23 protein-coding genes and 3 pseudogenes are annotated in these 25,577 nt (G+C 69.2%); 9 read left to right on the forward strand and 17 right to left on the reverse strand.

All coding sequences use genetic code 11. The features are described 5' to 3' along the window. Nucleotides 1-648 precede the first annotated feature (648 nt). Nucleotides 649-1,149 (forward strand): Asp23/Gls24 family envelope stress response protein, encoded by a 501-nt coding sequence (locus MDN94_RS32945; RefSeq protein WP_482729488.1) that lies wholly within the window; start codon nucleotides 649-651, stop codon nucleotides 1,147-1,149. 62 nt (nucleotides 1,150-1,211) lie between these two features. After that, nucleotides 1,212-1,661, forward strand: coding sequence for a PRC-barrel domain-containing protein (locus MDN94_RS32950; protein ID WP_482729489.1), 450 nt, complete (start codon nucleotides 1,212-1,214; stop codon nucleotides 1,659-1,661). A gap of 80 nt (nucleotides 1,662-1,741) precedes the next feature. Here MDN94_RS32950 and MDN94_RS32955 read toward each other — a convergent pair whose 3' ends face one another. Beyond that, entirely contained in the window at nucleotides 1,742-2,647 is a 906-nt protein-coding gene (locus MDN94_RS32955) for an NADP-dependent oxidoreductase (protein WP_482729490.1), read from the reverse strand. A 226-nt stretch (nucleotides 2,648-2,873) separates the two neighbouring features. On the opposite strand from MDN94_RS32955, the gene MDN94_RS32960 reads away from it, so the two are divergent. Next, nucleotides 2,874-3,842 (forward strand): helix-turn-helix transcriptional regulator, encoded by a 969-nt coding sequence (locus tag MDN94_RS32960; protein WP_482729491.1) that lies wholly within the window; start codon nucleotides 2,874-2,876, stop codon nucleotides 3,840-3,842. Nucleotides 3,843-4,189: 347 nt separating this feature from the next. Beyond that, nucleotides 4,190-6,076 carry an AMP-dependent synthetase/ligase gene (locus MDN94_RS32965; protein WP_482729492.1) on the forward strand — a complete coding sequence of 629 codons (1,887 nt, stop codon included), beginning with the start codon at nucleotides 4,190-4,192 and terminating at the stop codon, nucleotides 6,074-6,076. Between the two features lie 733 nt (nucleotides 6,077-6,809). On the opposite strand, the pseudogene MDN94_RS32970 reads toward MDN94_RS32965, so the two are convergent. From MDN94_RS32970 to MDN94_RS32980, 3 genes and pseudogenes are all read right to left on the reverse strand, one after another. Beyond that, nucleotides 6,810-7,040, reverse strand: a pseudogene (locus MDN94_RS32970) (maturase); the annotation flags it as partial. Between the two features lie 537 nt (nucleotides 7,041-7,577). Next, nucleotides 7,578-7,880, reverse strand: a pseudogene (locus tag MDN94_RS32975) (transposase); the annotation flags it as partial. A gap of 161 nt (nucleotides 7,881-8,041) precedes the next feature. Then, complete coding sequence (locus MDN94_RS32980; RefSeq protein ID WP_482729493.1) at nucleotides 8,042-10,630, reverse strand: helix-turn-helix domain-containing protein; 2,589 nt, start codon at nucleotides 10,628-10,630, stop codon at nucleotides 8,042-8,044. 257 nt (nucleotides 10,631-10,887) lie between these two features. Between MDN94_RS32980 and MDN94_RS32985 the strand changes: the two genes are divergently transcribed. After that, nucleotides 10,888-11,106 (forward strand): hypothetical protein, encoded by a 219-nt coding sequence (locus MDN94_RS32985; protein WP_482729494.1) that lies wholly within the window; start codon nucleotides 10,888-10,890, stop codon nucleotides 11,104-11,106. Nucleotides 11,107-11,253: 147 nt separating this feature from the next. Next, nucleotides 11,254-12,044, forward strand: a pseudogene (locus MDN94_RS32990) (IS5 family transposase). On the opposite strand, the gene MDN94_RS32995 reads toward MDN94_RS32990, so the two are convergent. After that, the gene (locus MDN94_RS32995; RefSeq protein WP_482729495.1) at nucleotides 12,041-13,552 is read right to left on the reverse strand and encodes an oxidoreductase; all 1,512 of its coding nucleotides are present in this window, start codon (nucleotides 13,550-13,552) and stop codon (nucleotides 12,041-12,043) included. The pseudogene MDN94_RS32990 and the gene MDN94_RS32995 overlap by 4 nt on opposite strands. A 270-nt stretch (nucleotides 13,553-13,822) precedes the next feature. On the opposite strand from MDN94_RS32995, the gene MDN94_RS33000 reads away from it, so the two are divergent. Continuing rightward, nucleotides 13,823-14,128: a hypothetical protein gene (locus tag MDN94_RS33000; RefSeq protein ID WP_482729496.1), complete on the forward strand. Its 306-nt coding sequence runs from the start codon at nucleotides 13,823-13,825 to the stop codon at nucleotides 14,126-14,128. Between the two features lie 20 nt (nucleotides 14,129-14,148). Further along, a complete protein-coding gene (locus MDN94_RS33005; protein WP_482729497.1) occupies nucleotides 14,149-14,535 on the forward strand; it encodes a hypothetical protein in 387 nt (128 codons plus the stop codon). 19 nt (nucleotides 14,536-14,554) lie between these two features. Here the strand turns inward: MDN94_RS33005 and MDN94_RS33010 are convergent, their stop codons facing one another. The 12 genes from MDN94_RS33010 to MDN94_RS33065 all read right to left on the reverse strand — a co-directional run bounded on the left by MDN94_RS33010 (nucleotide 14,555) and on the right by MDN94_RS33065 (nucleotide 22,416). Beyond that, nucleotides 14,555-14,965 (reverse strand): four-helix bundle copper-binding protein, encoded by a 411-nt coding sequence (locus MDN94_RS33010; protein WP_482729498.1) that lies wholly within the window; start codon nucleotides 14,963-14,965, stop codon nucleotides 14,555-14,557. A 172-nt stretch (nucleotides 14,966-15,137) separates the two neighbouring features. Further along, entirely contained in the window at nucleotides 15,138-15,764 is a 627-nt protein-coding gene (locus tag MDN94_RS33015; protein ID WP_482729499.1) for a DUF305 domain-containing protein, read from the reverse strand. A 94-nt stretch (nucleotides 15,765-15,858) separates the two neighbouring features. Next, a complete protein-coding gene (locus MDN94_RS33020; protein WP_482729500.1) occupies nucleotides 15,859-17,367 on the reverse strand; it encodes an ABC transporter permease in 1,509 nt (502 codons plus the stop codon). Continuing rightward, nucleotides 17,367-18,041, reverse strand: coding sequence for an ATP-binding cassette domain-containing protein (locus MDN94_RS33025; protein WP_482729501.1), 675 nt, complete (start codon nucleotides 18,039-18,041; stop codon nucleotides 17,367-17,369). The genes MDN94_RS33020 and MDN94_RS33025 overlap by 1 nt, the downstream gene beginning before the upstream one ends. Before the next feature lie 41 nt (nucleotides 18,042-18,082). Then, a complete protein-coding gene (gene pspAB / locus MDN94_RS33030) occupies nucleotides 18,083-18,661 on the reverse strand; it encodes a PspA-associated protein PspAB (RefSeq protein ID WP_482729502.1) in 579 nt (192 codons plus the stop codon). A 19-nt stretch (nucleotides 18,662-18,680) separates the two neighbouring features. Continuing rightward, entirely contained in the window at nucleotides 18,681-19,604 is a 924-nt protein-coding gene (htpX, locus tag MDN94_RS33035; RefSeq protein WP_482729503.1) for a zinc metalloprotease HtpX, read from the reverse strand. Between the two features lie 21 nt (nucleotides 19,605-19,625). Further along, entirely contained in the window at nucleotides 19,626-19,904 is a 279-nt protein-coding gene (gene pspAA / locus MDN94_RS33040) for a PspA-associated protein PspAA (protein ID WP_482729504.1), read from the reverse strand. After that, nucleotides 19,901-20,668, reverse strand: a complete 768-nt coding sequence (locus MDN94_RS33045; protein WP_482729505.1) for a PspA/IM30 family protein — start codon at nucleotides 20,666-20,668, stop codon at nucleotides 19,901-19,903. Before MDN94_RS33045 ends, pspAA begins: the two co-directional genes overlap by 4 nt. A gap of 33 nt (nucleotides 20,669-20,701) precedes the next feature. Continuing rightward, a complete protein-coding gene (locus MDN94_RS33050) occupies nucleotides 20,702-21,115 on the reverse strand; it encodes a methyltransferase family protein (RefSeq protein ID WP_482729506.1) in 414 nt (137 codons plus the stop codon). Nucleotides 21,116-21,373: 258 nt separating this feature from the next. Then, nucleotides 21,374-21,532 (reverse strand): hypothetical protein, encoded by a 159-nt coding sequence (locus MDN94_RS33055; protein WP_482729507.1) that lies wholly within the window; start codon nucleotides 21,530-21,532, stop codon nucleotides 21,374-21,376. A gap of 308 nt (nucleotides 21,533-21,840) precedes the next feature. After that, nucleotides 21,841-22,086, reverse strand: coding sequence for a DUF2933 domain-containing protein (locus tag MDN94_RS33060; protein WP_482729508.1), 246 nt, complete (start codon nucleotides 22,084-22,086; stop codon nucleotides 21,841-21,843). 63 nt (nucleotides 22,087-22,149) lie between these two features. Beyond that, nucleotides 22,150-22,416 carry an SHOCT domain-containing protein gene (locus tag MDN94_RS33065; protein ID WP_482729839.1) on the reverse strand — a complete coding sequence of 89 codons (267 nt, stop codon included), beginning with the start codon at nucleotides 22,414-22,416 and terminating at the stop codon, nucleotides 22,150-22,152. Between the two features lie 201 nt (nucleotides 22,417-22,617). On the opposite strand from MDN94_RS33065, the gene MDN94_RS33070 reads away from it, so the two are divergent. Then, entirely contained in the window at nucleotides 22,618-25,395 is a 2,778-nt protein-coding gene (locus MDN94_RS33070) for a heavy metal translocating P-type ATPase (RefSeq protein ID WP_482729509.1), read from the forward strand. Nucleotides 25,396-25,577: the final 182 nt, after the last annotated feature.

Here is a 25,577-nt window from a genome sequence, read left to right on the forward strand (position 1 = left end):
GGCGCGTGGGAGACCGCGGTGGCCGCCGGGCTGGTGCTGCTCCCGCTGGCTGCCTCGACGGGCCTGCCCACATGCCGCCAGCCCGGACCATCCTCGTGCTGGCCAGTGGCCTCGCCCTGGTGACCACGGTCAAACGCCGTCGGCTTCTACCTGCTGGCCTCCGACACCACGCAGGCGCTGCCCGACGGTCGCTGCAGGATCTGGTGGGCGACAGTCCGCTCACCCCGGTCCCCGGGTCCCCCGGGCCGAAGGCCCGCCCTTGGGCAACGTACGGGCGGTAGCCCTGAGAGGCTCGACCGCCGCTGGGACCGGCAACCGCCCCCCGCCCGATCCCAGTGACCTCGACCGGGCATGCCGGCGCAGCGCGGACTCCTACCCCAAGGCTCTCGCCAGGGCCGACGACTGGAACGTACTCAACCTCGCCTGCTGAGCGCCCAGCCGTACGTCCAAGGGCCGGCGGATCGCGCCCCGCTGCATCCGACGGCCGCCGGAGCCCTGGCCATCGCCCTGGCCGACGGGCAAGCCCTCCCCACCGACGCGAACCGACCGCCCATCTGCTCATCTTTTTACCGTTAAGTCCGACTGATCTAGCGTTGGAAGGGATGGCAACGCTCGCAAACCCGCCACAGAGAGCGCGAGGTGACCGCCATGTCGGAGACCACGGACCGCACCAGCACCAACACGACGACGAGATCCCGCAACGAGACAGGCGAGAAGGGGACGACCTTGAAGGGCCGCAGGGGCACCGACGCTCCTCCGGGGATACGCGGAGACACCACGGTCGCTGACCGGGTCGTAGCCAAGATCGCGGGCATGGCGGCCCGCGAGATCCCCGAGATCCACAACCTCGGCGGAGGAATGGCAAGGGCGTTCGGGGCAGTGAAAGAACGCGTACCCGGCGGCGGCAGCGACATCACCCGAGGGGTCAGTGTGGAGGTCGGCGAGCGTCAGGCGGCTGTGGACCTGGACATCGTCGTCGAGTACGGCGTCTCCATCGTCGACACCGCCCGGGACGTACGCACCAACGTCATCCAGGCGGTGGAGAGCATGACCGGCCTGGAAGTCGTGGAGGTGAACATCGCGGTCCACGACGTCCACCTGCCCGACGAGGAGGAGGAGTCCGAGCAGGGCGGCGGGCGCGTGGCCTGATCATCGCACCCCCTGACTCGGGAGGGCGCCGGCCAATGACCGCCCGCATCGGATGACCAGGAGTGGGAAACCGCAACCCGAGCCGGGGTGACAACCCGGCTGCCACGAACGTCCCCCTCCGCAGACGAGGACATCCGGGGCCGGAAGGTCACCGACCGCTCCGGCACGAACTCGGCAAGGTCGGCGATCTGATCATCGAGGAGGAAGAACACAAGGTCCGCTTCCTTCTGCTGGAGCACGGAGGGTTCCTGGGCGTCGGCAAGGAGAAGCATCCCCGTCGACGCCGTGGCAGGCGTGACCCAGGACCACGTCCGCATCGACCGCACTCGCGCGTGACCAGGTCATCGGGCTGCCGACCGCTGAGGGTAAGCGGTCGTCGTCGTCAGAAGAATTCGGACCCGCGATGCCCGTCGGCCACACCTGGCAGGCCCTCCCCGCTGTGCCGGCCGGCACGGGATTCCCCGGCTGGTCCGCGGCTTCGGGAGGGTCACCACCCTGACAGAACGCCTTGAGACCGTTCCCAAGCCATGGGAGCCGCTGTGGCAGGAAGGCGAAGCTGCCCACGGTTCGGCGGTGGCAGGCACCCGGGTCCTCAAAGACCGAGGACCAGCTTTCCGCGCACGCTGCCCTCCCGGCTCGTACGGTGCGCCTCCGCGGCCTTCTGCAGCGGGAGGATCGATTGGACCTCGACGTGTACGGCGCCGGAATCGATGAGCTCGCCGATTCTGCGGAGCGCCGCGCCGTCGGGAGTGACGATGATGCGGCGGGCCGTGATGCGGGGGAGGCGGTGTACTTCGTTCACCGGTTCCGGCAGTGTGATGAGCGTGCCGCCGGGACGCAAGAGCCGCCACGCCGCGTGTTGTACCGGACCGCCGACGGTGTCCAGGACGACATCGAACGGTTCCCCGGCGGCCAGGTCCGCCGTCGTGCGGTCCACCGGCTCGTCGACGCCGAGCCTGCGAAGGAACTCCAGGTTGCGGGCGGAGGCGGTGGCGGTGACGTGTGCCCCGAGGTGCCGGGCGAACTGTACGGCGAAGTGCCCGACGCCTCCCGCGCCCGCATGTACCAGAACGCGCCGGCCGGCCGCGGCACCCGCAGTCTCCAGCGCCTGCCAGGCTGTCAGGGCGGCCAGGGGCACGGCGGCGGCCTCCGCGTAGGAGAGGCGGGCCGGCTTGGGCGCCACAGCGGAGGCAGGCAAGACGCACAGCTCCTGGTAGGCGCCCCCGTACGGCAGTGGAAGCATGCCGTACACGGCCTCGCCGACCGCGGGGCCGCCCGGCACGGTGCTTCGTACCACGCCCGCGACGTCCCAGCCCATTCCCAGCGGGAAGGGCCGGTCGTTGCGCACGGCTCCTTCGCGGTGTTTCCAGTCGACCGGGTTCACTCCCGCTGCCTTGACCTCCACCAGCACTTCCCCGTCCGCCGGGGTCGGTGCGGGCCGTTCCGTGAGTTCCAGGACGTTCTCGTCGCCGTATCGGGAGAAGACCACCGCGCGCATTGAAGCCGCTCCTGTCGTGTCGCAAGTCCGTGCGCCGCCCGACCACCGTTGTGACGCCGGGCGGCGTGGTGCGGATCCGCACCCGGGTCCACCGTGGCGACACGGTGGGCGCGGAGCCATTACTCCGCGAGTACCAGGCGGGGAAGGAGGCAGAACCCGCGCAGGACACTGGGGGGTACTGACAGGGACAGGCTGCCGGGCGCCGCCTCGGCGCATACTGGCGCTCATGAACTCAGCCAGCGAGCTCGGCGCCTTTCTCAAAGCGCGGCGTTCCCGGGTGGCCCCCGGCGCAGCCGGCCTCCCGGTCATCGGCCGGCGCCGGGTCGAGGGGCTGCGCCGGGAGGAGGTGGCCGAACTCGCGGGCGTCAGCGCCGTGTACTACACACGTCTGGAGCAGGGCCGGGCCCGCAACCCGTCCGACGCCGTGCTGGACGCCCTGGCACGCGTGCTGCGTCTCGGTCCGACCGAGCGGAGGCACCTGTACGACCTTGCGCGCGGGGCCGTCCGCAAGGCCGCTCCCTTCCCGGCACCCGGCCGCTTCCAGCGCGCCCCGGAGGACGGGGAGGCCGACGGCCTCGGGGACACCGGCGATGCCGGGGACGTGCCCCGCGTGGCCGTACGGGAGGACCTGCATCGTCTTCTCGCGGCCGTGGGAGCCGTTCCCGCGTACCTGCTGGGGCCTGCCATGGACGTCCTCGCTGCCAACGACCTGACCCGCGCCCTTCTTGGCGGAGCATCGTCCGGGCCGTCCAACCTCGCGCACCACGTCTTCCTCGATGCCTCTGCCCGCGACCTGTACCCGCAGTGGGACGACGTGGCGCGGCAGACCGTCGGGTTCCTGCGTCTCTCCGCCGGGCGCCGCCCCGGGGACGCGCGGCTGGGCCGGGTCGTGACGGAACTGAGCCGCCGCAGCCCGCAGTTCCGGGGGCTGTGGGCGGCGCAGGAGGTGCGGGAGAAGTCGTACGGCACCAAGTGCTTTCGGCATCCGCTGGTCGGCCGTTTCGACCTGGCGTACGAGACCCTGTCGCTGCCCGGGGCCGAGGGCCGGTCCCTGGTCGTCTTCACCGCGCCGGACCCGCGTGCGGACGCCGCGCTGCGGCTGCTCGGCAGTTGGACGGCGCCGCCCGCTGCTCACCCGTCGGTCACCGGATCGGCGTCCCGCGCCTCCCGGCCCGGCCATGAGCCGGGTTCCTGAACCACCGGAGTGTCCGGAAGACGGACGCGGTAGGGCAGGGCGCGAGGCGCGGGTGTCGTCGTCGGTGGATTTCCGGATGAGGCCGCCAGCACCGGCTCCATCCGTACCACGGCACACGCCGAAGGCGGCCGGCGCACACCCAACCGGCCACCTCCGCGGGCGGGATGATGTTCCGCCTGTGACGCCGCAGGAACGGCCCTCGTCTTCCCCCCAGGGGCCATGCGAGCGCCATTGTCCAGCTTCCTCATCCCTGTACGCGCCGGAGACTTGCCTCTACTCTCATCCCACTATCGAGTTACCTGTCAGTAATAAGTCGTTGACGACTGCTCCAGAGTCCGGAGGTCGATGTGAGTTCCACGCAATCCCTTCTTGAAAGCCGCCCGGTTTCGGTGGCGCACCTGTTTCTCTCAAGAGTCGAGGCCACACCTGCCGGCGAGGCATACCGCTACCCGGCGCCGGCCGAGGACGGCTCTTGTGGCGCCGAGCAGTGGCGCTCGCTGACATGGGCGCAGACCGCCGAGCGAGTCAGGGCGATCGCGGCCGGGCTGCTTGCGCTGGGGGTGCGGCGTGAGGAGCGGGTGGCGATCTCCTCCTCCACTCGGATGGAGTGGATTCTGGCCGACCTGGGGGTGATGTGCGCGGGAGCCGCCGCGACCGCCGTCTACCCCAGCACCAATGCCGATGAGACGGTCTACATCCTCTCCGACTCCGGCAGCCGGGCGATATTCGCCGAGGATGCCGCACAGCTGGCGAAGGTGGTCGCCCACGCGGACCGTCTGCCCGAGCTCGGCCATGTGATCCTCTTCGACCCATCGGCGGACACCCCTCAGGTGGAGGGCCTCGAGGTACTGTCCCTCGCCGAGTTGGAGAAGCGCGGGATCGCCTACCTGGAAGAGCACCCGGACGCGATCGAGGAGGCAGTCCGGGCAATCGAGCGGGAGCACCTCGCCACCCTTATCTACACCTCGGGCACGACCGGCCGGCCCAAGGGCGTGCGCCTGGTCCACGACTGCTGGTCGTACCAGGGCGTCGCACAAGAGGTCAGCGGGCTGCTGCGCTCCGACGATGTTCAGTTCCTGTGGCTGCCCCTGTCCCACGTCTTCGGGAAGGCCCTGATCTCCGGACAGGTCAGGACCGGTCATGTGATGGCGGTGGACGGGCGCGTCGACCGCATCGTCGCCAATCTGCCCGCGGTCCGGCCCACCGTGATGGCGTCCGCGCCGCGGATCTTCGAGAAGGTCTACAACGGCATCGCGAGCAGGGCGAGGGCCGAGGGCGGCGCCAAGTACAAGATCTTCCTCTGGGCGGCGAAGATCGCCCGCGACTACGCCAGGGCCGCGCAGGAGAGCGCAGCGGCGACGGGAAGACGCCGGGTGCCTCTGGCGCTCGCTGTCCAGCACGCCGTCGCGGACAGGTTGGTGTACGGCAAGATCCGCGCGGCCTTCGGAGGCAATCTGCGCGGCAGCGTGTCCGGCAGCGCCGCCCTCGCTCCGGATATCGGCTATTTCTTCTCCGGCGCCGGCGTGCATGTCTTCGAGGGCTATGGCCTGACGGAGACCAGCGCGGCCTGCACTGTCAATCCTGCCGACGGATATCGGGTCGGCACGGTGGGCAAACCGCTGCCCGGTACCGAGGTCCGTATCGCCCAGGACGGCGAGGTACTCCTGAGAGGCCCCGGCATCATGCGCGGTTACCACAACCTTCCGGACAAGACCGCCGAGGTCCTGGAGAGCGACGGCTGGTTCCACACCGGCGACATCGGTGAGGTGGACAAGGACGGCTTCCTCCGGATCACCGACCGCAAGAAGGACGTGTTCAAGACCTCGGGCGGCAAGTACGTGGCGCCCACCGAGATCGAGGGCCGCTTCAAGGCCATCTGCCCGTACCTCAGCAACATCCTGGTCATCGGCAACGGCCGCAACTTCTGCACCGCCCTGATCACCCTCGACGAGACTGTGATCATGCCCTGGGCGGCATCTCACGACCTGGGTGGCCGCAGCTACGCCGAAGTCGTCTCCTCTCCGCAGGTCCGCGAGCTGATCGACGGCTTCGTCCAGCGGCTCAACCGCGACCTGCAGCGGTGGCAGACCATCAAGAAGTTCTCGGTGCTGTCGCGCGACCTCGACATCGAGCACGGCGAACTCACCCCGAGCCTCAAGGTCAAGCGCCCTGTGGTGGAGCGCGAGTACGCACAAACCATCGAAGCGATGTACGAGGGGTCCCGCGAAGCCTGATCTCCATCTGTCCGGTACCTACGACAGCCCTGCCGGACATCGGGCTCCCGTGCTGCCACCTCGGCGACCAGCAGGTGACTCGCGCGCACGCTCGGGCTCCGGGCCACCGCTCGGGCACCGTTGAGCGCCGGGCGGCCACCACCTGTCCGACGGCGCGGTCCCGTACCCGCACCGTGGCATCTGCCCCCGAGGCGATCCAACGTCAACCTTGGGAGGCAGTGCTCCATACGTGGGCGTTCTCGTGAGAATGCAGCGGCCGTTCCCAGTGGAAACGGTCGACGTTCCTGCGAGCCGGCGTCTGGATACGACGGGTCAGGTGGGATTCAGCGGGGTGATGCCCGTTCCCGCGTACAACTCAGGCTCGAGGGATAGAACCGTGGGCGGATCACCCGCCTTGAGCGCCTGCCAGGCGATCGCCGCCGCGTGAGCCACCGGCCGGTGCACGTTTTCCGGTCCATTACATCCACGGCGTGCGCGGTGCTGAAGGGGACGTTCTCCGTGAACCGCAGCGATGCGGAGTGCTTGCCCGCTCCCCCGCAGACTGACTGACCAGGAGGGGCAGAAGCTGCAGCAGATCGTGCGTCGAGGCATCACCAGTTCGGTGCGCTACCGGCGCGCGATCACTCACGGCGTGCGCTATTTCCACGGCCGCTACTCCATCGGCGGCGACCGCTTGCGAGGCGTCACGCGGCGCCGCTAACCTGCCTGCCGCCAACACGCTGTCCGCGCTGAGGTAACGCTCGTGGCGCATCGCCTCGATGATCCGGTCGATCTTCCGCTGTGACATGCCGTCCACGGTTTCCGATGTGACCCCAGGCGTCATCGCACCATGGTTGGCGTAGATGCGACCGTAGGCCAGCAGATACAACTGCGGGTTGAACAGCTGCCGATACAGGTCATCACACGGCAGACCGCGTCTGCCGCGTTCACGCAGGACACCCAGCACCGTTTTGGCGCTCTGCATTACGCATACCTCCCGGGTTCGAGTGTCCGAATCACCTGGCCCCCTTCGCCCGATGCGGACGGCTTTCCCGTCCTCCCTGGCCGGTCGTGACTCCGGCGACTACTACGGGGCCTCCGTCGCCATAGGACTCGCGTCCCGTAGGCGATCCCACGTTCGTCCCTGTCTGTACGTTCAAGCGCGACACAGGCGCCCCACTCATCTCCTTGAATGTCCTCGCTGGACATCGCTCCGCACCCCGGAGGTGCCCCGGCCAACAATCGAAGCCGGGGCAGAGTACGGCACCGGTTTCAGTTGTCATTTCCGGCGGATGGGAACTTGCATCTTCTGGAGATTGGGATTCAAACAATCCAGTCTTCGCCATATCGCGCGGGCCGCCCAGCGCACCGTCTCCAACAACTGAGCCCGGTCACTGGTTTTCTGACATGCTTTTGTCCCCTTCACCTTTCGGATCCAGGTAAGTCATCCGGCCCAGAAACCTCCTTCCGAGTTCCTCCCGGCTGAGCCGGGGATACAAACAGAGCGCCTCGTGGCGCACAAGGTCCGCTCGACCACCCAGCGGGTCCTGCCCAGACCGCCGCCGTGGGCTGAGCCCTTGCGGGCGATCTTCGGTGTGATGCCTCGGGCGCGGAGAAGGCAGCGGTACTTGTCGTAGTCGTAGCGCTCGGGGAACAGCCGGCCCGGTCGGGGTCCCGGCCGCCCGCGCGCCCCTCGGATGTGGGTTATCGCGTCCAGCAGGGGCATCAGCTCAGTGACGTGATGGCGGTTTCCGCTGGTCAACGAGACGGCCAACGGGGTGCCGTGCCGGTCGGTGATCAGGTGGTGCTTGCTGCCCGACTCCCCCGCTCCCCGAGATCACGGGCACGGGCGCGCTGCGCCACGGCGACACTGGCCACGGACTGTGCGAGTTCCAGGTACGTCTACTCCGGAACGCCTACGACGGCGGCGCGATGCATCGCCGCTACGGCATGGAGGTCCGGCGATCCCGCCCCTGACGCACACGGCTATTCGCGTCGCGGGGTAACACGCGGCAGCAGTTCCGCCACCACGGTGTTCATGTGCAGTTGAAGCAGGCGGTGTGGGAAGGAGAAGCCGCTGTCGGCGCGGTACAGCAGAATGCGCTGTTCTGCCGCGTGCAAGAAGCGGCGGTACCGGTATGGTGTGCTGCCGCTGTATGCCAGGACACCGCGTATCGTCCAGTGCCGCAGGACGGCGAGGCCGCCGTAGCGGAAGGCGCGGGCCAGACCGTAGAGGCTGCCGAGCAGCAGGGCGACGAACCAGGCTGTGCGCAGTCGGTCGTCCGCCGGCGAGGTCAGGGCGATGAGAGCGAATAGCGCCGGCCCGATCAGGAGACAAGTGGCCCCGCCCTGGATCAGGGAGAACCGCAAGGTGCGGCGGGTTCCTTCATTGGGACGGGGACGCCGATCCTGCAGGGATGGCTCGAACTGATTACCGAACGCGTAGAGCGCCCCGAGGGAGAGGGTCGCTGCCGGACCGGTCCACCACGGGTCAGGGCAGAGCAGATGGAGGACGTACCCGAACAGCAGGACGTTCGTCACCGCAAGGAACAAGGTGACGATGCCTCGGATGTAGTTCTGCTTGGTCGGCGACCAGAGCATTCGCTCCTGACGCCGCCAGGTCCACCTAAGCTGTTCGACCGGCGAGTAAACGTCGGTGAACGCGGCGTCGAACTGCGTGGCGGTCACCCACAGGTAGCCGAGTCCGATCACAAGGACGCCTGGTGCGGTCAGATCGGCCCCCAGCAACACCACCAGCCAGAAGACGTTGAAGAGCATCAGGGGTGTGTTCGCCCCGAAGGGGATGAGGATGCTGCCCGGTTCGTCCCGCCCTGTCGAGTGCCGGCGGGACGGCGACTTCGCGTAGTGCTTCTCGGACCTGTAGGCCTGTCCGGCGATGGTGAGCGCCATGGCCAGAGCGAACGCCGCCGCATCGAGCAGGCTCGTCCGCACCACCCCGGCCTGGGCGGCGACCACCACCCACCCCAGCGGCACTCCGAGGGCCACGGCCGACATCACGACGTTCGGCACACTCCTCGGCAGGATCTGCTGGGCCGGCGAGAGCCAGGTCAGATCCAGTCGATCCAGATGCAGCACGTGCTCACCCCGCTCGGTGAGCGTGCGGGCAAGCCAGGTGAGCCAGTGAAGAGTGCGCTCCGGCTCGTCGTATGCCCGGGGCCGGCCGTCCTCCAGGCACCGCCGGATGTAGGTGTCGAAGATGCGACGTCGGCGGTCCGTCAGACTGCCCGGTTCCCGAAGCTCGGCTGCCGATCGGTTGCGGTACGCGACGTGGATGACGTTCAGCATCACCGGCGACTGCAGCAGCGGCCACAGGTCCGGGTCGGTCCCCAGGGCGGCGCTCACGTCTTTGAGGGCTTCGATGTCGGAGGCCAGGAAGTCCTGGACGTCCTGGCGCGTGGGGGCCAGGAGCTCGGCGTAGCGCAGGGCGCCGATGCTACGTGCCAGCCGCCGCAGATCGGCCTCGTCGGTACGGCAGCCGATGGCTATGCCGGGGCACTCCGCCCGCAGACGGCGCAGCTCCTCGACGCAGCGAGGTCGTTCCGCCTCGGGCACCTCATCCAGACCGTCCAGTACCGGCAGCAGTTGCCGCTGGCGCAGCCAGGTACGCACGAGTACGGCGGGCAGCTCGTAGGGCCCGCGGCCCATCGCCGAGATCAGCCACTCCTCGATGGGTTCCCCGCGGTAGCTGTCCAGGCTCAGAAAGACCGGTATCGGTAACGGCTCTGCGCTGCTGTCCTGTTCCAGGGCTTCGACAGCGAGCTGGTGCCCGAGCCGGGCGAGCTGAGTGGTCTTGCCCAGCCCGGGACTGCCCAGCAGGACGATCTCGTCGGCGTCGTCGAAGAGCACACGGATGTCCGTTTCGGAGGTCGGCACTCGAACGGGCTCGGAACGCCGTGTCTTCCTGCCCCGCGGCGTCCGGCCGGTTCTGCTTCCCTCTGGGTCCCGCCATATCAGGAACCGGGGACAGAGGTAGTAGTGGGCCTCGGCACGGCGAATCTCGTCCGAGGTCGTGACCCGGACGCTCTTGAGCACTTTTCGCCTGAGCGTCGCTGCTGTCTTGTCCCTGCGCATCCGCACCGGCCAGGTGGCGACCGTAACCAGCCAGCCGATGACCATGCGCAGGAAGCGACGGGTGAGATGGCGAGGGGCCGGCCAATCAGGTGCGGCGCCAGGTAACACGGCATCGGGGGGTTCGTCGTCGACGCCCGGCAGTCGCAGGCCGTCCGCCGGCTCCCCGGCCCGCGTCTGCGCGACCGCGGCGTGCCATCGCGGCTCCCACTCTGCGGGGCTGCCGCCCAGAGCCCGCACCAGGGACAGGAACACCTCCATTTGGGGGTGCTTCTTCCCGGAGAAGATCTGTGAGACGTAGCTCTTGTGCACATGAGCCGCGTCGGCCAGAGCGGTCAGGGTGGGCCGCTCAGCCGGATCACCCTGCCCGTAGAGCTCGTCGTAGACACGGCGCATCAGCACCGCCCAGTGGTGATCCCCCGGCTCCGCCGACTGTGGATCAGGGCGCCTGGGGCCTCTCGCCTGGAAGCCTCCACGTCCTGGCATGCACTCTCCTCGTCCCTGCCCGTTCACTGGCGTTCACTCGTTGGCTGCCGTCCGAACGCCCTGGCCGGCGGCGTCCAACCAGCCCTAGAAATAAGACGCGGCCCCGGAGCCGGGGCTGCGCTGCCATTCCATACCTCAGGGAATGCCTCCCGGGTGGAAACGGCGTTTTCCCCACCGCCGAGCAGCCGCCTCCAGGCTCCAGCCGCGTCTCGATCCACTCGTGTGCGCCGCGCACACCCGACATGAAGGATCCCAGAATGAGCAACGACGACCAGCGCAGCCCCACACCGGACGCCGCGCCCCGGTCCGACTCGGCCGCCGGACGAAACCTGCACTGGCTGCTGACGGGCTGCCTACTGCTGGCCGGCCTGGCATACGTGGCCCACCAACACCCGGCTGTAGGCAGTGCACTGCAGGCCGCCTTCAGCGGGGGAGCCTTGTTGATCACCATGGTCCTCGCGGCCACAAAGCGGTGATGGACCGCGGCCGGCGGCTTCAGCTGCCGTGCCTCCCGGCCCGCGGCTGGTAGGCCAACACACCGCCCAACTCCCTTACTTATCGCTTCAGCATGAAGTTCGCTGTCGCGCTGGGCAGTTGGGCGTTGTGTCGGCAGGATCGGTGGGGTGTCTGCTGATCTTGTGCCTGATGACCTGTGGGAACGTGTGGCTCCGCTGTTGCCTGCTCGTCCGCCGCGGCGCAAGCGGGATCCCGGGCGGTTGCCGGCGGATGACCGTGCTGCGTTGCGGAGCATCGTTTACGTGCTGTGCAAGAGCGTGAGCCGGCGGGATGTTCCGGCTGAACAGGTCGGCTGCAGCGGTGTGACGGCCTGGAGGCGTCTGCGGGACTGGTACCGAGGGCCGGTGTCCGGCCCCGCCTCCACGAGGTGCTGCTGACTCAGCTGCGGGCCGCGCGTCTGCTGGACATGGAAGACGCGACCGTCGACGGCTCCCATGTCCGGGCTCTCAAAGGCATCTCAGGGAGTCAAGAAGTCAAGCTGGCTGACCGGCGGAGTGCGCGAGTAGTGGGCTGAAGGCGCGTTGTTCGTCGTAGCGCTTCCGGGTCTGGAGGCCAGCTCGTCCCACTGCTCCAGGCAGTGCCGCCCGTGCGGGGTAAGCGCGGCCGGCCCCGGCGCCGCCCGGACGTGGTCCTCGCGGACCGCGGTTACGACCACGACAAGTACCGCCGCCTCGTCCGCGCGCTGGGAGTGAAGCCAATGATCGCGCGACGCGGCACTGAGCACGGCTCCGGACTTGGCACCCAACGCTGGGTTGTCGAGCGTGCCTTCGCTCACCTGCACTGGTTTCGCCGCCTGCGGATCCGTTGGGAGATCCGCGACGACATCCACGAAGCCTTCCTCATCCTCGGATGCGCATTGCTCTGCTGGCGACGCCTGAACTCAGCTGTCGATCGCTAGTTTTTCTGCAGGGCGCGGGTGACACCGGCGATGACGGCGGTCGTGAGCATCCAACCGAAGGCGATCAGCAGGTAGGCCAGCCACTGGAGGCCGTCGTTCGACCAGTACCAACCCGCGCGCTGTCCCAGACCACCGATGGGAATCAAGAGGTCGAGTGTGTACACCAGAGACTGGAACGGGACGCCTTCACCCGGCTTCACCGGGGTCGGAGAGTGGGTACCGAAGACCAGAGCGCCCAGCAGGGTCAGCGTCAGGAGCCAGACGCCTGCCAACCAGGGCCGGTAGCCATAGCCTACGGTCACGTCGAGCAGGTGCCCCCACGCCCGTGCCGGCAGGGACAGGGTGAGGCGCCGGTGACGCTGTTTGGCCAGGAGCACGCGGCGGGCGTCGTCGTCGTGGCCGATCCGCCGGTACCAGCCGGCGAGCTGCTCATACGGCTGCGGGGCATAACCGGGATTCCGACGGACCCACGCCAGGCGGCGGGCCACCTCGTCACTGACGGGCGTTTCGCCTTCGCCCGCTATGGACGGCGTATCCCGGAACCGGATGGAGCCGTAGGTGAACCCGTCCAGAAGCACCTTCTCGGGCCAACTCCGCTCGCTGTCCTGGCACCATGTGGCCTGTGCGGCCCGGAGGTCCACCAGCCCTGAGAGCGGTGCTGCGGTTCTGTAGTCGAAGTCCCCCACCTGCATCGCCACGCACTCCAGCGCTGTGCCGTCCCCGTTCAGGCGGGCTCCTTCGAAGGTCAGCAGACCTTCTATGCGAGCCCTGCGCAGCCGCACACTTCCCTGTGCGGTGAACCCCTGGGAGCAGTCCACGGTCGAGGCGGTCACACCACCTGCGGCAAGTGCGACGCCCCCGGTGTTCTCCAGCCGTGCGCCTTGCAGGAACAGGCCGCTGAGCAGCCGAGCGCCAGGAAGCCGGAACCCGCCCCGTGTGGTGAGTCGCCGGGCGAAGACGCCGCCGTCCAGGACGAGGCCGCCCGCGAGCACTGCCCATTCTTCCGGGCTTGAGATCTTGGCATCCACAAGCAGGAGATTCCCGGCCATACGGACGTTGACGAGTATGAGGGAGCCACCTTCGACGGTCGACCGACTCAGATCCAGGTCGCCCTCGATCCGTGCGAGTTCGGCATCGATCCCCGGAACCCAGCTGTCCGTGATCTCGATCGTCCGGGTCGTGGCCCCGTGCAGCCGCACCGTCTCGTCCAGCCGACAGCCTTCCAGCGAGAACGTGTGGCGGATCTCCGCCCCGGACAGGTCAAGACGGCCGGTGATACGTGCCCCGGCGAGTCGCAGGGCAGCTACGCCACCAGACCGATCGTCGTTCGCGCCGAGCAGCAGCGCCGCCACGACGGCCGCGCGAACCGTGCGTTCGGGACCCCATCGAGCACCCGCAGCGGGAGCGTCCGCCTCGGGCATGCCTGTACGCAGATCAACTCGACGCCCCTCAGGGAACGCATCCCACAGCTCGCGCTCCGGCGGGGTCAACTCGTCATATGACAGCACCCATGCAGAGTAATGATCTCCTCACCCGATCGCGCGCCAACCAAGAGACAAGCTCATTCTGTTAGGGGTTCTTAGGGGAAAGCGGGCGGCCTTGGAGGACGCTGAACGGTGGTGCGTCGGCCTGCGCCTGCACGGCCGGATCGACCAGACCACCTACCTAACAGCACCGAATGAGCACCCTCGCTCACGGCCGACGTCGGCCCGCCACCACCCGGGAAGACGCGAGGAGGATGTGATGGCTGACGCCGCATACGGCCTGTGGCCCCGGTCGTGCTCAACACCGCGCTGTTCATCCTGTTCGCCGCGAGCTTCTTCCACCCGAAGACGAAACGGGACTGGCGGGCCATGGGCGCCTACAGCGCGTTCATGGTCGCGCTGTTCACCGAGATGTACGGCATCCCGCTGACGATCTACCTTCTGGGAAGCTGGCTCGGGAGCACCTTCCCGCTGCTGAAAGCCACCCAACCCCGTTCCCGCCGCGGCTGCGCAAGTTCACGCTCACGCTCCACATCACCTCCTCGGTCGGCTGGCTTGGCGCGGTCGCGGCGTTCCTCGCCCTCGCCGTCGCCGGCCTGACCAGCAGCTCACCCCAGACGGTGCGGGGCGCCTACCTGGCCATGGACGTGGTGGGCTGGTACGTGATCGTCCCGTTCAGCGCCGCCTGCCTGCTGACCGGCCTGGTGCGGTCGTTCGGCACGGTGTGGGGGCTGCTGCGTCACTACTGGGTGATCGCAAAGCTCCTGATCACCGTGGTGGCGACCGTTCTGCTACTGGTCCACATGCAGCCGGTCGGACACCTCGCCGATGCGGCCGCCCGGGCGGCGCTCGCGGGAGGCGAGCTTCAGGGCATGCGCATCCAGCTGATCGCGGATGCGGCCGCCGCCCTGATGGTGCTGCTCACGGCGGCCGCGCTGTCGGTGTTCAAGCCGCGCGGGGTGACCCGCTACGGCCGTCGCCGGCGCGGACAGGTACCGCTGCCGTAGCGAGCCGACCCCGGCCGCGTCAGCCGAGGGCGCCGAGGAGTTCGTTGCATGCCTGCTCGCAGGAGCGGCAGGCTTCGGCGCACACCCGGCAGTGTTCGTGCGTCTCCGCATGGGAGGCGCATTCGTCGCCGCACGCCTTGCAGGCCACGGCGCACGCTTGGAGGATCGCGCGGGTGATGTTGGCGTCGTAGCCGGTGTGACGGGAGAGGACGGACGCGGTGGCGGTGCAGATGTCGGCGCAGTCCATGTCTGTGCGGATGCACTTGGTCAGGTCACCGACCATGCCCTCGGACAGGCAGGCGTCCGCGCACGCCGTACACGCCTGCGCGCAGGCGATGCACTCTTCGATGCAGCGCGTCAGCTTGGCCTGGTCGATGTCGCCGAGGTCGGCCGGGTAGGTGGCGAGCATGTCCTTGACGGTGCTGGACATCGTTGCCTCCTTCGCGTGGGGCCGGCGGACCGGGGTGGGCCGCCTCAAGAGTCCCGGGTCCTGCTTCCGGCTAACGCCCCTCGGCGCCGTCCCGCCCGGCCGCGAGGTCGTCGTGCGACCGGGGCTGTCTTCCTTGTCTTCGGCATAGGGCCCGTCGTCGGTGCCCGCCGGGTCAGTTGGTGCCGAGCATTTCCCGCATCTGGGTGATCTCTGCCTTCTGGGCGGTGATGATGTCGTCGGCGAGTTCCTTGGCGGGCCCGTAGGTGCCTTCCTTCTTCTCGGTCTCGGCCATGGCGATGGCGCCTTCGTGGTGCTTGATCATCTGGGTCAGGAACATGGTGTCGAAGGCTTTGCCGGAGGCGCCTCGCATGTCGTTCATCTGCTGGTCGTTCATCATGCCGGGGGACGAGGCGTCGCCGTGGTCCATCCCGTCCATGCCGTCCATGCCCTGGGGGACCTCTTCGCCCCAGGCCGTCAGCCAGACGGACATGGTCTCGATCTCTGGTTCCTGGGCCTTCTTGATCTCCTCGGCGAGGGTCTTGACGTCGCTGGAGGAGGCCCGGGTTTCGGCCATGTCGGACATCATGACGGCCTGGCGGTGGTGCGGGATCATTCCCTGTGCGAAGTCGACGTCCGCCTGGTTGTGCTCGCCTGCCGGGACGGAGACGGATGCGGTGGGGCTCGGGGAGGTGACGGTAGAGCCGTTGCCGTCGTCTCCACAGCCGGCCAGGAAGAGCGCGGAGGCGGCGACGGCTGCGGCGGCCAGGGCGGTACGGCAGGGCAGGCGGGTGGTCTTCATGTGGTGGCTCCTCGGATCGAAGGGGATCAGGACATACCGGTACGCGCTGGGCAGTCCCTGCCGGTGGGTGCCACGCCGCCGAGGCGTCCGCTGGTCATGACGTCCGTCCGGTGCGGGCCGGGGTGATGGTGTGGCGGAGCAGTGCGGTGGCGGCGAGGGTGAGTCCGGCCAGCCAGGCTAGGGCGGTGAGCAGGGGGCTGGTTGCGTCGAAGCCGGGGGTGATGGCGGCGTCGATGAGGAGGCGGGTGGCTCCATAGCCGGGCAGGGCGTGCGCCCAGGTGGGCGGGGCGGTGTGGAGCATGGGGCTCTGTTCGATGCCCAGGTCGATGAAGGGCAGCAGGAAGGCGATCAGCACCCCGCCGACCCGGCCGAACAGTGGGCCGAGGAGGACGCCGATGAGGCCGTAGGTGAGGGCGATCAGGACGTTCGCGGCGACGTAGAGGCCCCATTGGCGGGCGTCGAAGACGGTGGCGGTCACCGCGAGGGAGGCGGCGGTGGCCAGGAGCGCGCCGAGGACGACGACGGTCAGGCGGGAGACGAGCAGGCTGCCGGTGCGGAACCCGGCGAGGGCGAGGCGCTGGTCGCCTGTGCGGGCGTTGAGGATCGTGAAGAGTCCGGCAAGGGTGGCCAGGGAGGCGGTGGCGATCGGTGCCATGGTGCCGCCGTGGATGTCGGGCAGCCACGCCTGCTGGACGGTGGTGCGTCCACCTTCTCGGACGGTCAGCGACGTGGTCTCCTCGGGGGTGGTGGCCACCGCGAGGAGGACGAAGACCGTCGGCACCGCGATGAGCAGCACCCACAGCACCCGGTTGCGGCCGGCTTCCCTCAGCCCTGCGTGCACCCCGGCGGCCAGTTGTGCCGTGGCCGAGCCCGGCTTGGCGCGGCGGCGGGTATGGGCCGTGCGGCTGGCGGCGGTGATCACTGTCCAGCTGACCGCGACGGCTGCCGCGGTCCAGGCCAGGGCCCAGCCGAGATCTCCGGGCCCGCCGCTGTGGCCGGAGGGTGCATCGACCATCCACAGTGTCACGAAGTGCGTCGGGAGTAGCCGGGTTGCCGCGCGGTCCGCCGCGCCCAGGACGGGGCCGAAGAAGACGTCCAGGATCCACACGAACAGCACCAGAACGGTGCCGTTGACGGGGCTGGTCACCGTGGCGCCGATCAGTGCCCCGAGGGCCAGGTAGATCACCGCGTACATCAGCGTTCCGGCCAGCACCCGCCCCGGATCATCGCCGAGGCCGGTACGCAACTGGAGGGCCAGCAGAGCTGCCGCCGCGGCCAGCACGGCCAGGGCCAGGCCGGCGCCCATGCGCGCGGCCACCAGCCGGTGGGGCGCCAGCCCCGAGATGATCAGACGGCGATCAGCCGCGTGCGAAGCGCGCATCTGGAAGTACATGGCGATCGCCGCGATGAATCCCGCGGCCCAGCCGGCGGTAGCTGTCTGCACGGCGGGCCCACCGGTGCCGCCGAGCAGGTCGGCCGCGTCCGCCAGCGGCCGTGCGGCCACCACCACGAACACCACCGGCACCAGCACGAGCACGAGGAGGTTCACCGGGGTCCGGGCAGACTCGATGAGGAAGCGGCGAACGAACGGCAGGACGGTCATCAGGTCACCGCCCTGCCGTCCCGCAGTTCCACGATGCGGTCGAAGCGCTCCTGGTCGGTAACGAAATGGCTGATGATCAGAACCGAGCGACCCGCCGTGCGGCGCTCGGCGACCAGGTCCCAGAACCTCAGGTAGGTGTCGAAGTCGAAACCCGCGTACGGCTCGTCCAGCAGCAGCACCTCGGGGTCCGCGAGGAGCGCCAGGCCCAGGTTCAGCTTGGCGAGAGTCCCACCGGAGAGTTGGTCCGCGCGGGTGCTGGCGTAGCGTTCGAAGCCGAGGGCTGCGTAGATCTCGCGGCGCGAGCGCCGCTCCGCCTCGCTCGTCATGGCGTAGGCATGGCCGAACAGCTCGAAGTGCTCGTCGCAGGTGAGGCGTTCGTAGAGGACTGGTTCCTGCGGGCAGTAGCCCAGCCGGCCGGCGCGGGTGACCGTTCCGGCGTCGGCGGCCAGCGCCCCGACCAGGATCTTCATCAGCGTGCTCTTGCCGGAGCCGTTCTCCCCGACGATGCCGACCACCTCGCCCGGAGCCAGGGTGAGGTCCACGCCCCGCAGCACCGGAGTCGTGCGGCGCGCCGGCCACAGGACACGTCGGTATGCCTTTTCGATGCCGACCGCCGCCAGCACCGGGCGGGCGGTTCCCGGTGCGTCACGGGAGCGGGGCTGGGCTTCGCTCACGTTGTCACCTCCCCGGCTCGGGTGGGGCCGGTCGCGTCGTGTCATAGGCCGGGGGCGCCCCACAGCGGGAACCAGCGCCTCAGATCCTGCTCGATGCGCAAGTCGTCCTGGAGTACGGCCTTGACCTGGAGTTCGAGCGGGTTGTCGCGCGTGTTGCCGGGCAGAGGAGCGAACGGATAGAAAGTGCCGCGCTTGTAGAGGTAGACGAGGGCGAGCCGGCGCAGCTCGGCGTCGAGGAAGGCGACCAGAGAGCAGAGGAGGTGCGGGCCGAAGCCGCTGTCCTGCAGGGAGGTGTTGACCGCGTGCAGGTCGCCCACGAGGGCAGGCAGGTCGTCCGGTGGACGGCGGGAGAGCAGCCAGGAGTACCCGTAGGTGTCGCGGCTGAACTCCACCGGAGCACCGCCGCGTTCGGAGTCGGCCTCCAGGAGAGCTCGTACCTCCTGCTGGACCTGCGCGAAGGCGCCGCCTTCGATCGCGGCGAAGCAGACCGATCCCGAGCCGGTCGGAGTGAAGCCGATGGCGGCCTGGAGGGTGACCGCCGCCGAGGGCAGGGCGAAGAGCTGGTCCAGGTCAGGCCGGATCGGCTTGCTCCGGGCGAAGAGCACATCCCAGAAGCCCATGGGCCACCGTCTCCTTCCCTCACGCCCTGCCTGGTTCGCCGCCCGCCTCTCCGAGCTCTGCGGAGAGCTCCGCGAGCGCCTCGAGCCGGCGTTCCAGGGTGGGGTGGGTGGAGAACAGGTTCGCCACCGCGGTGCCGGGTCCGAGGGCAGGGGTGAAGAAGAACGCGTTGAACGCCTGGGCGGTCCGCAGATCCTGCGTGGGGATGCGGGCGATGTCACCGCTGACCTTGGTCAGCGCCGAGGCCAGGACGGACGGCTTTGCGGTCAGCATGGCCGCGGCCCGGTCGGCGGCCAGCTCGCGGTAACGGGACAGAGCCCGGATGAGCAGGAAGCTGACGGCATAGACGAGGGCGGACACGGCCATCACGGCCAAGAAGACGGCGGCGGTGTTCTGGTCCCGCTGGCTGCGCCCGCCGAACAGCTGGGAGTAGAAGGCGAAGCGGACGATCAGCCCGGCGATCACGCCCAGGAACGAGGCGATGGTGATCACCGCCACGTCGCGGTGGGCGACATGGGAGAGCTCGTGGGCGAGGACGCCTTCGAGCTCCTCGGTCTCCAGACGGCGCATGAGGCCGGTGGTCACACAGACCACGGCGTGGTCGGCGTTGCGGCCGGTGGCGAACGCGTTGGGCAGGTCCATGTCGGAGACCGCGACCCGCGGCTTGGGCATGTCCGCGCTCGCACACAGCCGGTCCACGACCCCGTGCAGCCGCGGCTGCTCCTCGGGCGTGACGAGCCGGCCGCGCATGGCGTAAAGGGCGATCCTGTCGGAGTACCAGTACTGGGCCCCCAGCAGGACGGCGGCGATGATGACCACCAGCACGACCGACTTCAGCAGCGCGATGAGCGCGGCGATGAACGCCACGTACAGCAAGCCGAGCAGGAACATCGTGACCGCCATGCGGGCGGTCAGCTGCCGGTCGGGTTCGAAGCGGCTGCGCATCGCCATCACCCCATCAGTCCGTCAGCCTGGGATCAGGCCCTCGTCGGACAGAAGCTCGCGCACCTGCGGCAGGCTGGTCGTCTCGTCGGGCAGCACGAGATCCGATGGAGTGATCCGCTCATCGGGAAGCGGTGTGCCGAGGCTGCGTACGGCGTCCAGCAGCGCCGACAGAGCGGTGGCGAACGCCGTCTCGTCACCGGCGTCGGAGGCTTCCTGCAGGCTGGTGTCGAGTTGGTTGAGCCGGTCGAGGTGCTCGTCGGCGATGTCGTACTGGCCCTCGCCGAGAATCCGCATGATCATGACTTCTTCTCCTGCCCTGGCCGTCCTTCACCAGCTTCCACCGCCTGCGGAGCGGATCCCGCCGGCAGCTGTGCCTTCATCCTGGCCAGTTCGAGTTCCACGTCCTGGCCCGCGGTGACGCGCTCCAGCTCGGCCTGGATGTCGTCCCGTCCGGCCGGCAGGGTGGCGTCGTCCAGCGCACCGGAGGCGATGAGTTCGTCCAGGGCGCCGGCGCGTGCCTGCAGCTGCTCGGTCTTGTCCTGGGCTCGCTGCATGGCCAGGCTCACATCGCCCATCTCCTCACCGATGCCGGTCACGGCCTCGGTGATCCGGGTCTGGGCCTCGGCTGCGGTATAGCCGGCCTTGATGGTCTCCTTGCGGGTCCGGAAGGCGTCCACCTTGCCCTCCAGGCGCTGTGCGGCGAGCGTGAGCTTGTCTTCCTGGTCCTTCAGCGACGTGTGCTGGGTTTCCAGGTCGGTGATCTGCCCGGCCACAGCGGTACGGCGGGTGAGTGCCTCGCGGGCCAGGTCCTCGCGCCCGGCGGCGAGTGCCTGCTCCGCCTGGCGCTGGAGCTTGTCGGTGGATTGCCGCAGCTGGCTGACCTGGAGTTCGACCCGTTTGCGGCTGGTCGCCACATCGGCCACGCCGCGCCGTACCCGTTGCAGCATCTGCAGCTGTTGCTCGTAGGAGTAGTCCAGGACCTCGCGCGGATCCTCTGCCTTGTCCAGCGCCTTGTTCGCCTTGATCCGGAACAGGGTGGTGAGGCGTTGGGTGATGCTGGTCATGGTGACCGCCTCCCTTTCGAGGCCGGCGCCGCGTCAGCGGGTTCGGCCCATGCCTCTTCCATTGTCGAGGCCCGACATCCGCGCGGCAGTTCGATCAGGGCTGCATATGGGCTTCGGTCGGTCACGGCTCGCTCCCAGGGTGAGGCGCCGCTCGGTTGGCAGGGCCTCGGTGGGCGGGCTCGGTTCGTGTCCGGACGAGGTGGGCTTCGCCTGCGGCTGGGTACTGCCACGGTGGAGGGGCTTCGGGGGCCAGAAGGCAGGGGTGCCGTCGGCGTAGGCCGTCCAATCATGGCCGAACCGCGCCGCGACCTCGCGCTCCTCGCTGCGGGCCAGGCGTGCGTACACGTGCACCAGGATCGGGAACATGATCAAAGTGGGGATGGTGGGCCACTGCAGCAGGAATCCGATCATGATGAGCAGGAAGCCGTCGTACTGGTGGTGGCGCACCCACGCGTACGGGCCGGTCGTGGCCAGTCGGTCCTTCTGCGCGGCTTCGTGCAGGACCTTCCAGGCGGCGGCGATCAGCCAGAAGCCGACGCCGAGGGCGAGGGCGACGTAGCTGGCCAGGTGGAAGGGGCTCAGGTGGAGGTCGCCGGACCAGCCGGTCAGGTCGTTCCAGAGGTGTCCGCCCGCGTGGGTGTCCTTCAGCAGCGGGAACTGGTTGCCGAGCCAGCTGCCCAGCAGGTAGATCGTCAGCGGGGTGCCTTACATCTCGGTGAACAGCGCTACCAGGAAGGCGCTGTAGGCGCCTATGGCCCGCCAGTCCCGTTTGGTCTTGGGGTGGAAGAAGCTGGCGGCGAAGACGATGAACAGTGCCGTGTTGAGTACCACCAGGGGCCACAGGCCGTATGCGGCGTCACCCATCACGTCCTCCTTGAGGCTGCTCGGGTGTCGGCGGTGCGGCGCCGCCGTGGGCGAGGCCGCTCATCCGACGCTGGTAGGTGGCTTCGTCGATCCGGCCGTGCAGGCGCAGGCACACGCACCACCGCTCAGCGTCTTCCAGAGCCGCCCGCCGTCCTCGAAGAGGGGCAAGGGGTGGGAAGCGGCTCTCGTCGGGCGTGATCATGCGCGCGAGTTCGTAGGCGAGGGCGGCCAGCGCCCCCGATCAGGAGGGCTGTCAGCGCGCTCATGGCGTTCACCTCGCCCTGCCTGTGCCGCGCGGTTCCGGCCGGTCAGGGTCGGCCGGAACCGGGGTGCTGGTGGTGGTCGTGCTTGCACAGCGGATCGCGCTCGTCCATGGGGTGGTCGTCGTCCTGGCCGCCGTGCATGCCGCGCATCATGAAGAACATCATCAGCGGGCAGGCGGCGACGATGGCCAGGAGAGCGAGCGTGCCCACGGGCACGCCGAGCGCGAGCGCGCCGACGAAGGCGATGGCGAGTGCGACTGCGTACAGACCGTAGTTCCTTTTGTTGTTCATGGCGGCCCGTCCTTCGGGAGACAGCAGGTCCACAACGTGTTGGCTTCGGCCCGCGGGCCGGGGTCAGTGCTTGGTGGGTGGAGTGGAGGCGTGCAGGGCATCAAGGCGCCGCCGGTACTCCTCCTCGTCGATCTCGCCGCGGGCGAACCGCTCGGCGAGCAGCTGCTCAGGAGAGGGGCCGGCGGTGGTGCGGGTGGGCTCGGTGGCGCGGCTCAGGGCCCGGAAGAGCAGTACGGCGGCGGTGATGATCAGCGCCCAGAACAGGATCATGCCGGCCGACATCGTGAACCAGCCCCAGCCGCTGACATCGTGCTCGAACCAGAACATCATCACGATCACGTCCCTGGTGATCCGGATGGCGGGCGGGGCCCGCTGGCAGTCCGGTTGTTCCCTTGATGCCATGATCCGCCGGTTCCCGCCGATGGTGCAGGGTCCACTGGTCCCATCCACTGGGCCAGGCTGCCCCTACCCGGTACTGCTAGAGGCGAGGGACGCTGGAAAGGAGTGCACGCGCAAGGAGGGCGAGCTGCCATGGGTGTGGCTGATGTCGTGGTCGTGGTCTTCGCCGCATTGCTGATCGGCGCGCTGGGCTGGTTCTTCTTCGGCCCCCGCAAGGCCCGCACCGCGCAGCTGGAGGGCGGGGTGCAGCGGGTCGAGGTGACCGTGCGGGGCGGCTACAGCCCCAATGTCATCAAGGTCCGCCAGGGGGTGCCGCTGGAGCTGGTCTTCGACCGGCAGGAGAGCGGGGAGTGCACCAACCGGGTCGTCTTCCCCGACCTGCGGGTCAGCGCCGGACTGCCCGCTTATGCCCGCACCACCGTGCGCCTTCGCCCTGCCGACGTCGGCTCTTTCGGCTTCGCCTGCGGAATGAACATGATCCACGGCACGCTGCTCGTCGAACCTGCGGACGGTCCCGGCGCCACGGAGGAGACTCGGGAGGGCGGTATGGGCCGGAGCGCTGCTGCCGGTACTGGGGGGCCCGACCTCGGTGAAGGGAGCGGGGCCGAGTCGGAGGCGGCCGAGGCCGCCGAGCGGCGCGCGGAGATCACCGATCTGACCCGGCGGGTCGTCGCCGGCGCCGTGCTCACACTGCCTGTGCTCTTCGCTGTGATGGCACACGAGCTGTTCGCTGCCGACTGGGTGCCCGGCTGGCTGCTGAACCACTGGCTGCAGCTGGTGCTGATCACGCCGGTGATGTTCTACACCGGCTGGCCGATCCATTCGACCGGATGGCTGACTCTCAGGCACCGTGGCGCCGACATGAACTCCCTGATCACCCTGGGTACGACGGCCGCCTACGCCTACAGCCTGCTGGTCACCCTCACCCCCGGTCTGCTCCCGGAGGATGTCCGGGAGGTGTACTTCGAGGCGGTCGGGGTGATCCTCACCCTCATCCTGCTCGGCCGTCTGCTGGAGGCCCGGGCCAAGGCCGGCACCGGCGAGGCCATCCGCGCCCTGCTGGGCCTCCAGGCCCGCACCGCCCGCGTCGTACGCGAGGGCACCGAGACGGAGATGCCCATCGAGGACGTGGCGGTCGGCGACGAGGTGGTGATCCGGCCCGGGGAGAAGATCCCGGTCGACTCGGTGGTGCTGTCCGGGTCGTCGGCGGTCGACGAGTCCATGGTCACCGGCGAGCCGATGCCGGTAACCAAGCGGGAAGGGGACACGGTGATCGGCGCCACCGTCAACACGACCGGATCGCTCCGGGTACGGGCGAGCAAGGTCGGGGCCGACACGATGCTGGCACAGATCATCCGCCTGGTGCAGCAGGCGCAGGCGTCAAAGGCCCCGATCCAGCGGCTGGCCGACGCGGTCTCCGCCTACTTCGTGCCCGCCGTCATCGCCATCGCTGTCGCCTCCTTCGCGATCTGGTACACCGTCGGGCCCGCTCCCGCGCTCACCCTGGCTCTGGTCTCCGCGGTCGCGGTGCTGATCATCGCCTGTCCCTGCGCGCTCGGCCTGGCCACCCCGCTGTCGGTCATGGTCGGCACCGGCAAGGGCGCCCGGGCCGGTATCCTCATCCGCTCCGCCGAGGCCCTGGAGACCGCCCACAAACTCGACACCATCGTCCTGGACAAGACCGGCACCGTCACCGCCGGCAAGCCCCAGCTCACGGACGTGCACTCCGCCGACGGCTTCGGGGACGACGAGCTGCTGGCCCTGGTGGCCGCGGCCGAGGCCGACAGCGAGCACCCGCTGGCAGGCGCGATCGTCGCCGGGGCCCGCGAGCGCGGTCTCACCCCGCCTGCGGCGAGCGGCTTCGACTCCGTCACCGGCAAGGGCGTCCAGGCCACCGTCGACGGCCACACGGTCCTGGTCGGCACAACCCGGCTGCTCAGCGATGTCGACATCGATGCCGGCGCCCTCACCCCGGTCGCGGCCGGATTCTCGGCCGAGGGCAAGACCCCGGTCCTCATCGCCGTCGACGGCCGGCCCGCCGGCGTCCTCGCTGTCGCCGACACCCTCAAGGACGACTCCGTCCAGGCCATCGCCGCCCTGCACCGGCTCGGCATCGAGACGGTCATCATCACCGGCGACAACGCCCGCACGGCCGCCGCCATCGCCGCCCAGGTCGGCGTGGACCGGGTCCTGGCCGAGGTACTGCCCGAGCACAAGGCGGACGAGATCCGCCGCCTGCAAGCCGAGGGCCGCACCGTGGGCATGGTCGGCGACGGCATCAACGACGCCCCCGCCCTGGCCGCCGCCGATGTCGGCCTGGCCATCGGCACCGGCACCGACGTCGCCATCGAAGCCGCCGACATCACCCTCATCTCCGGCTCCCTGACCGGCGTCGTCACCGCGGTCCGGCTCTCCCGCGCCACCATGCGCAACATCCGGCAGAACCTGTTCTTCGCCCTGATCTACAACGCCGTCGGCGTGCCTCTCGCCGCCGGCGCCCTCTACCCGCTGTGGGGCATCCGTCTCAGCCCGATCATCGCCGCCGCGGCGATGGCCCTTTCCTCCCTGTCCGTGGTCACCAACGCCTCCCGCCTGCGCCGCTGGCACACCACCCCGCTCCCGACCGTCACGGCCGAGCCCGTCGAACCCCACGTCGAATCGACAGCCGACCGGGCCCCGGCCCATGCCTCGGCTGCGGAACACGGACGGCACCACTCACCCGAGCCACCCACCGGCGAAGAGCCCCGGCCTGATCCCGCAGAGAGTGCGGTGGACCCGGTCTGCGGCATGCAACTGGACCCGGCAACCGCCCCCGAACGACGCGACACCGACGCCGGCAGCTACTTCTTCTGCTCCGCACAGTGCGCAGCAGCCTTCGACGCCGCCCCGGACCGCTACCCCGCGCGGTGAAGGGAGCGGCGGAAGGAAGGAGCAGCAAATGGCCCATGCAGTCGGTCAAGGACCGCACCGGCCGCGGTGAGCTGGGGAAGATCACCAGCGAGAAGAGCCTGCTGGAGGAAACGCCTCGCCGACTACACGTCCGCAAGAGCGCGCCGCCTCCCGAGCCCGCCGGCGGCAGGTGCGGGCTCCAT

The sequence above is a fragment of the Streptomyces sp. WAC00040 genome (assembly GCF_056835925.1).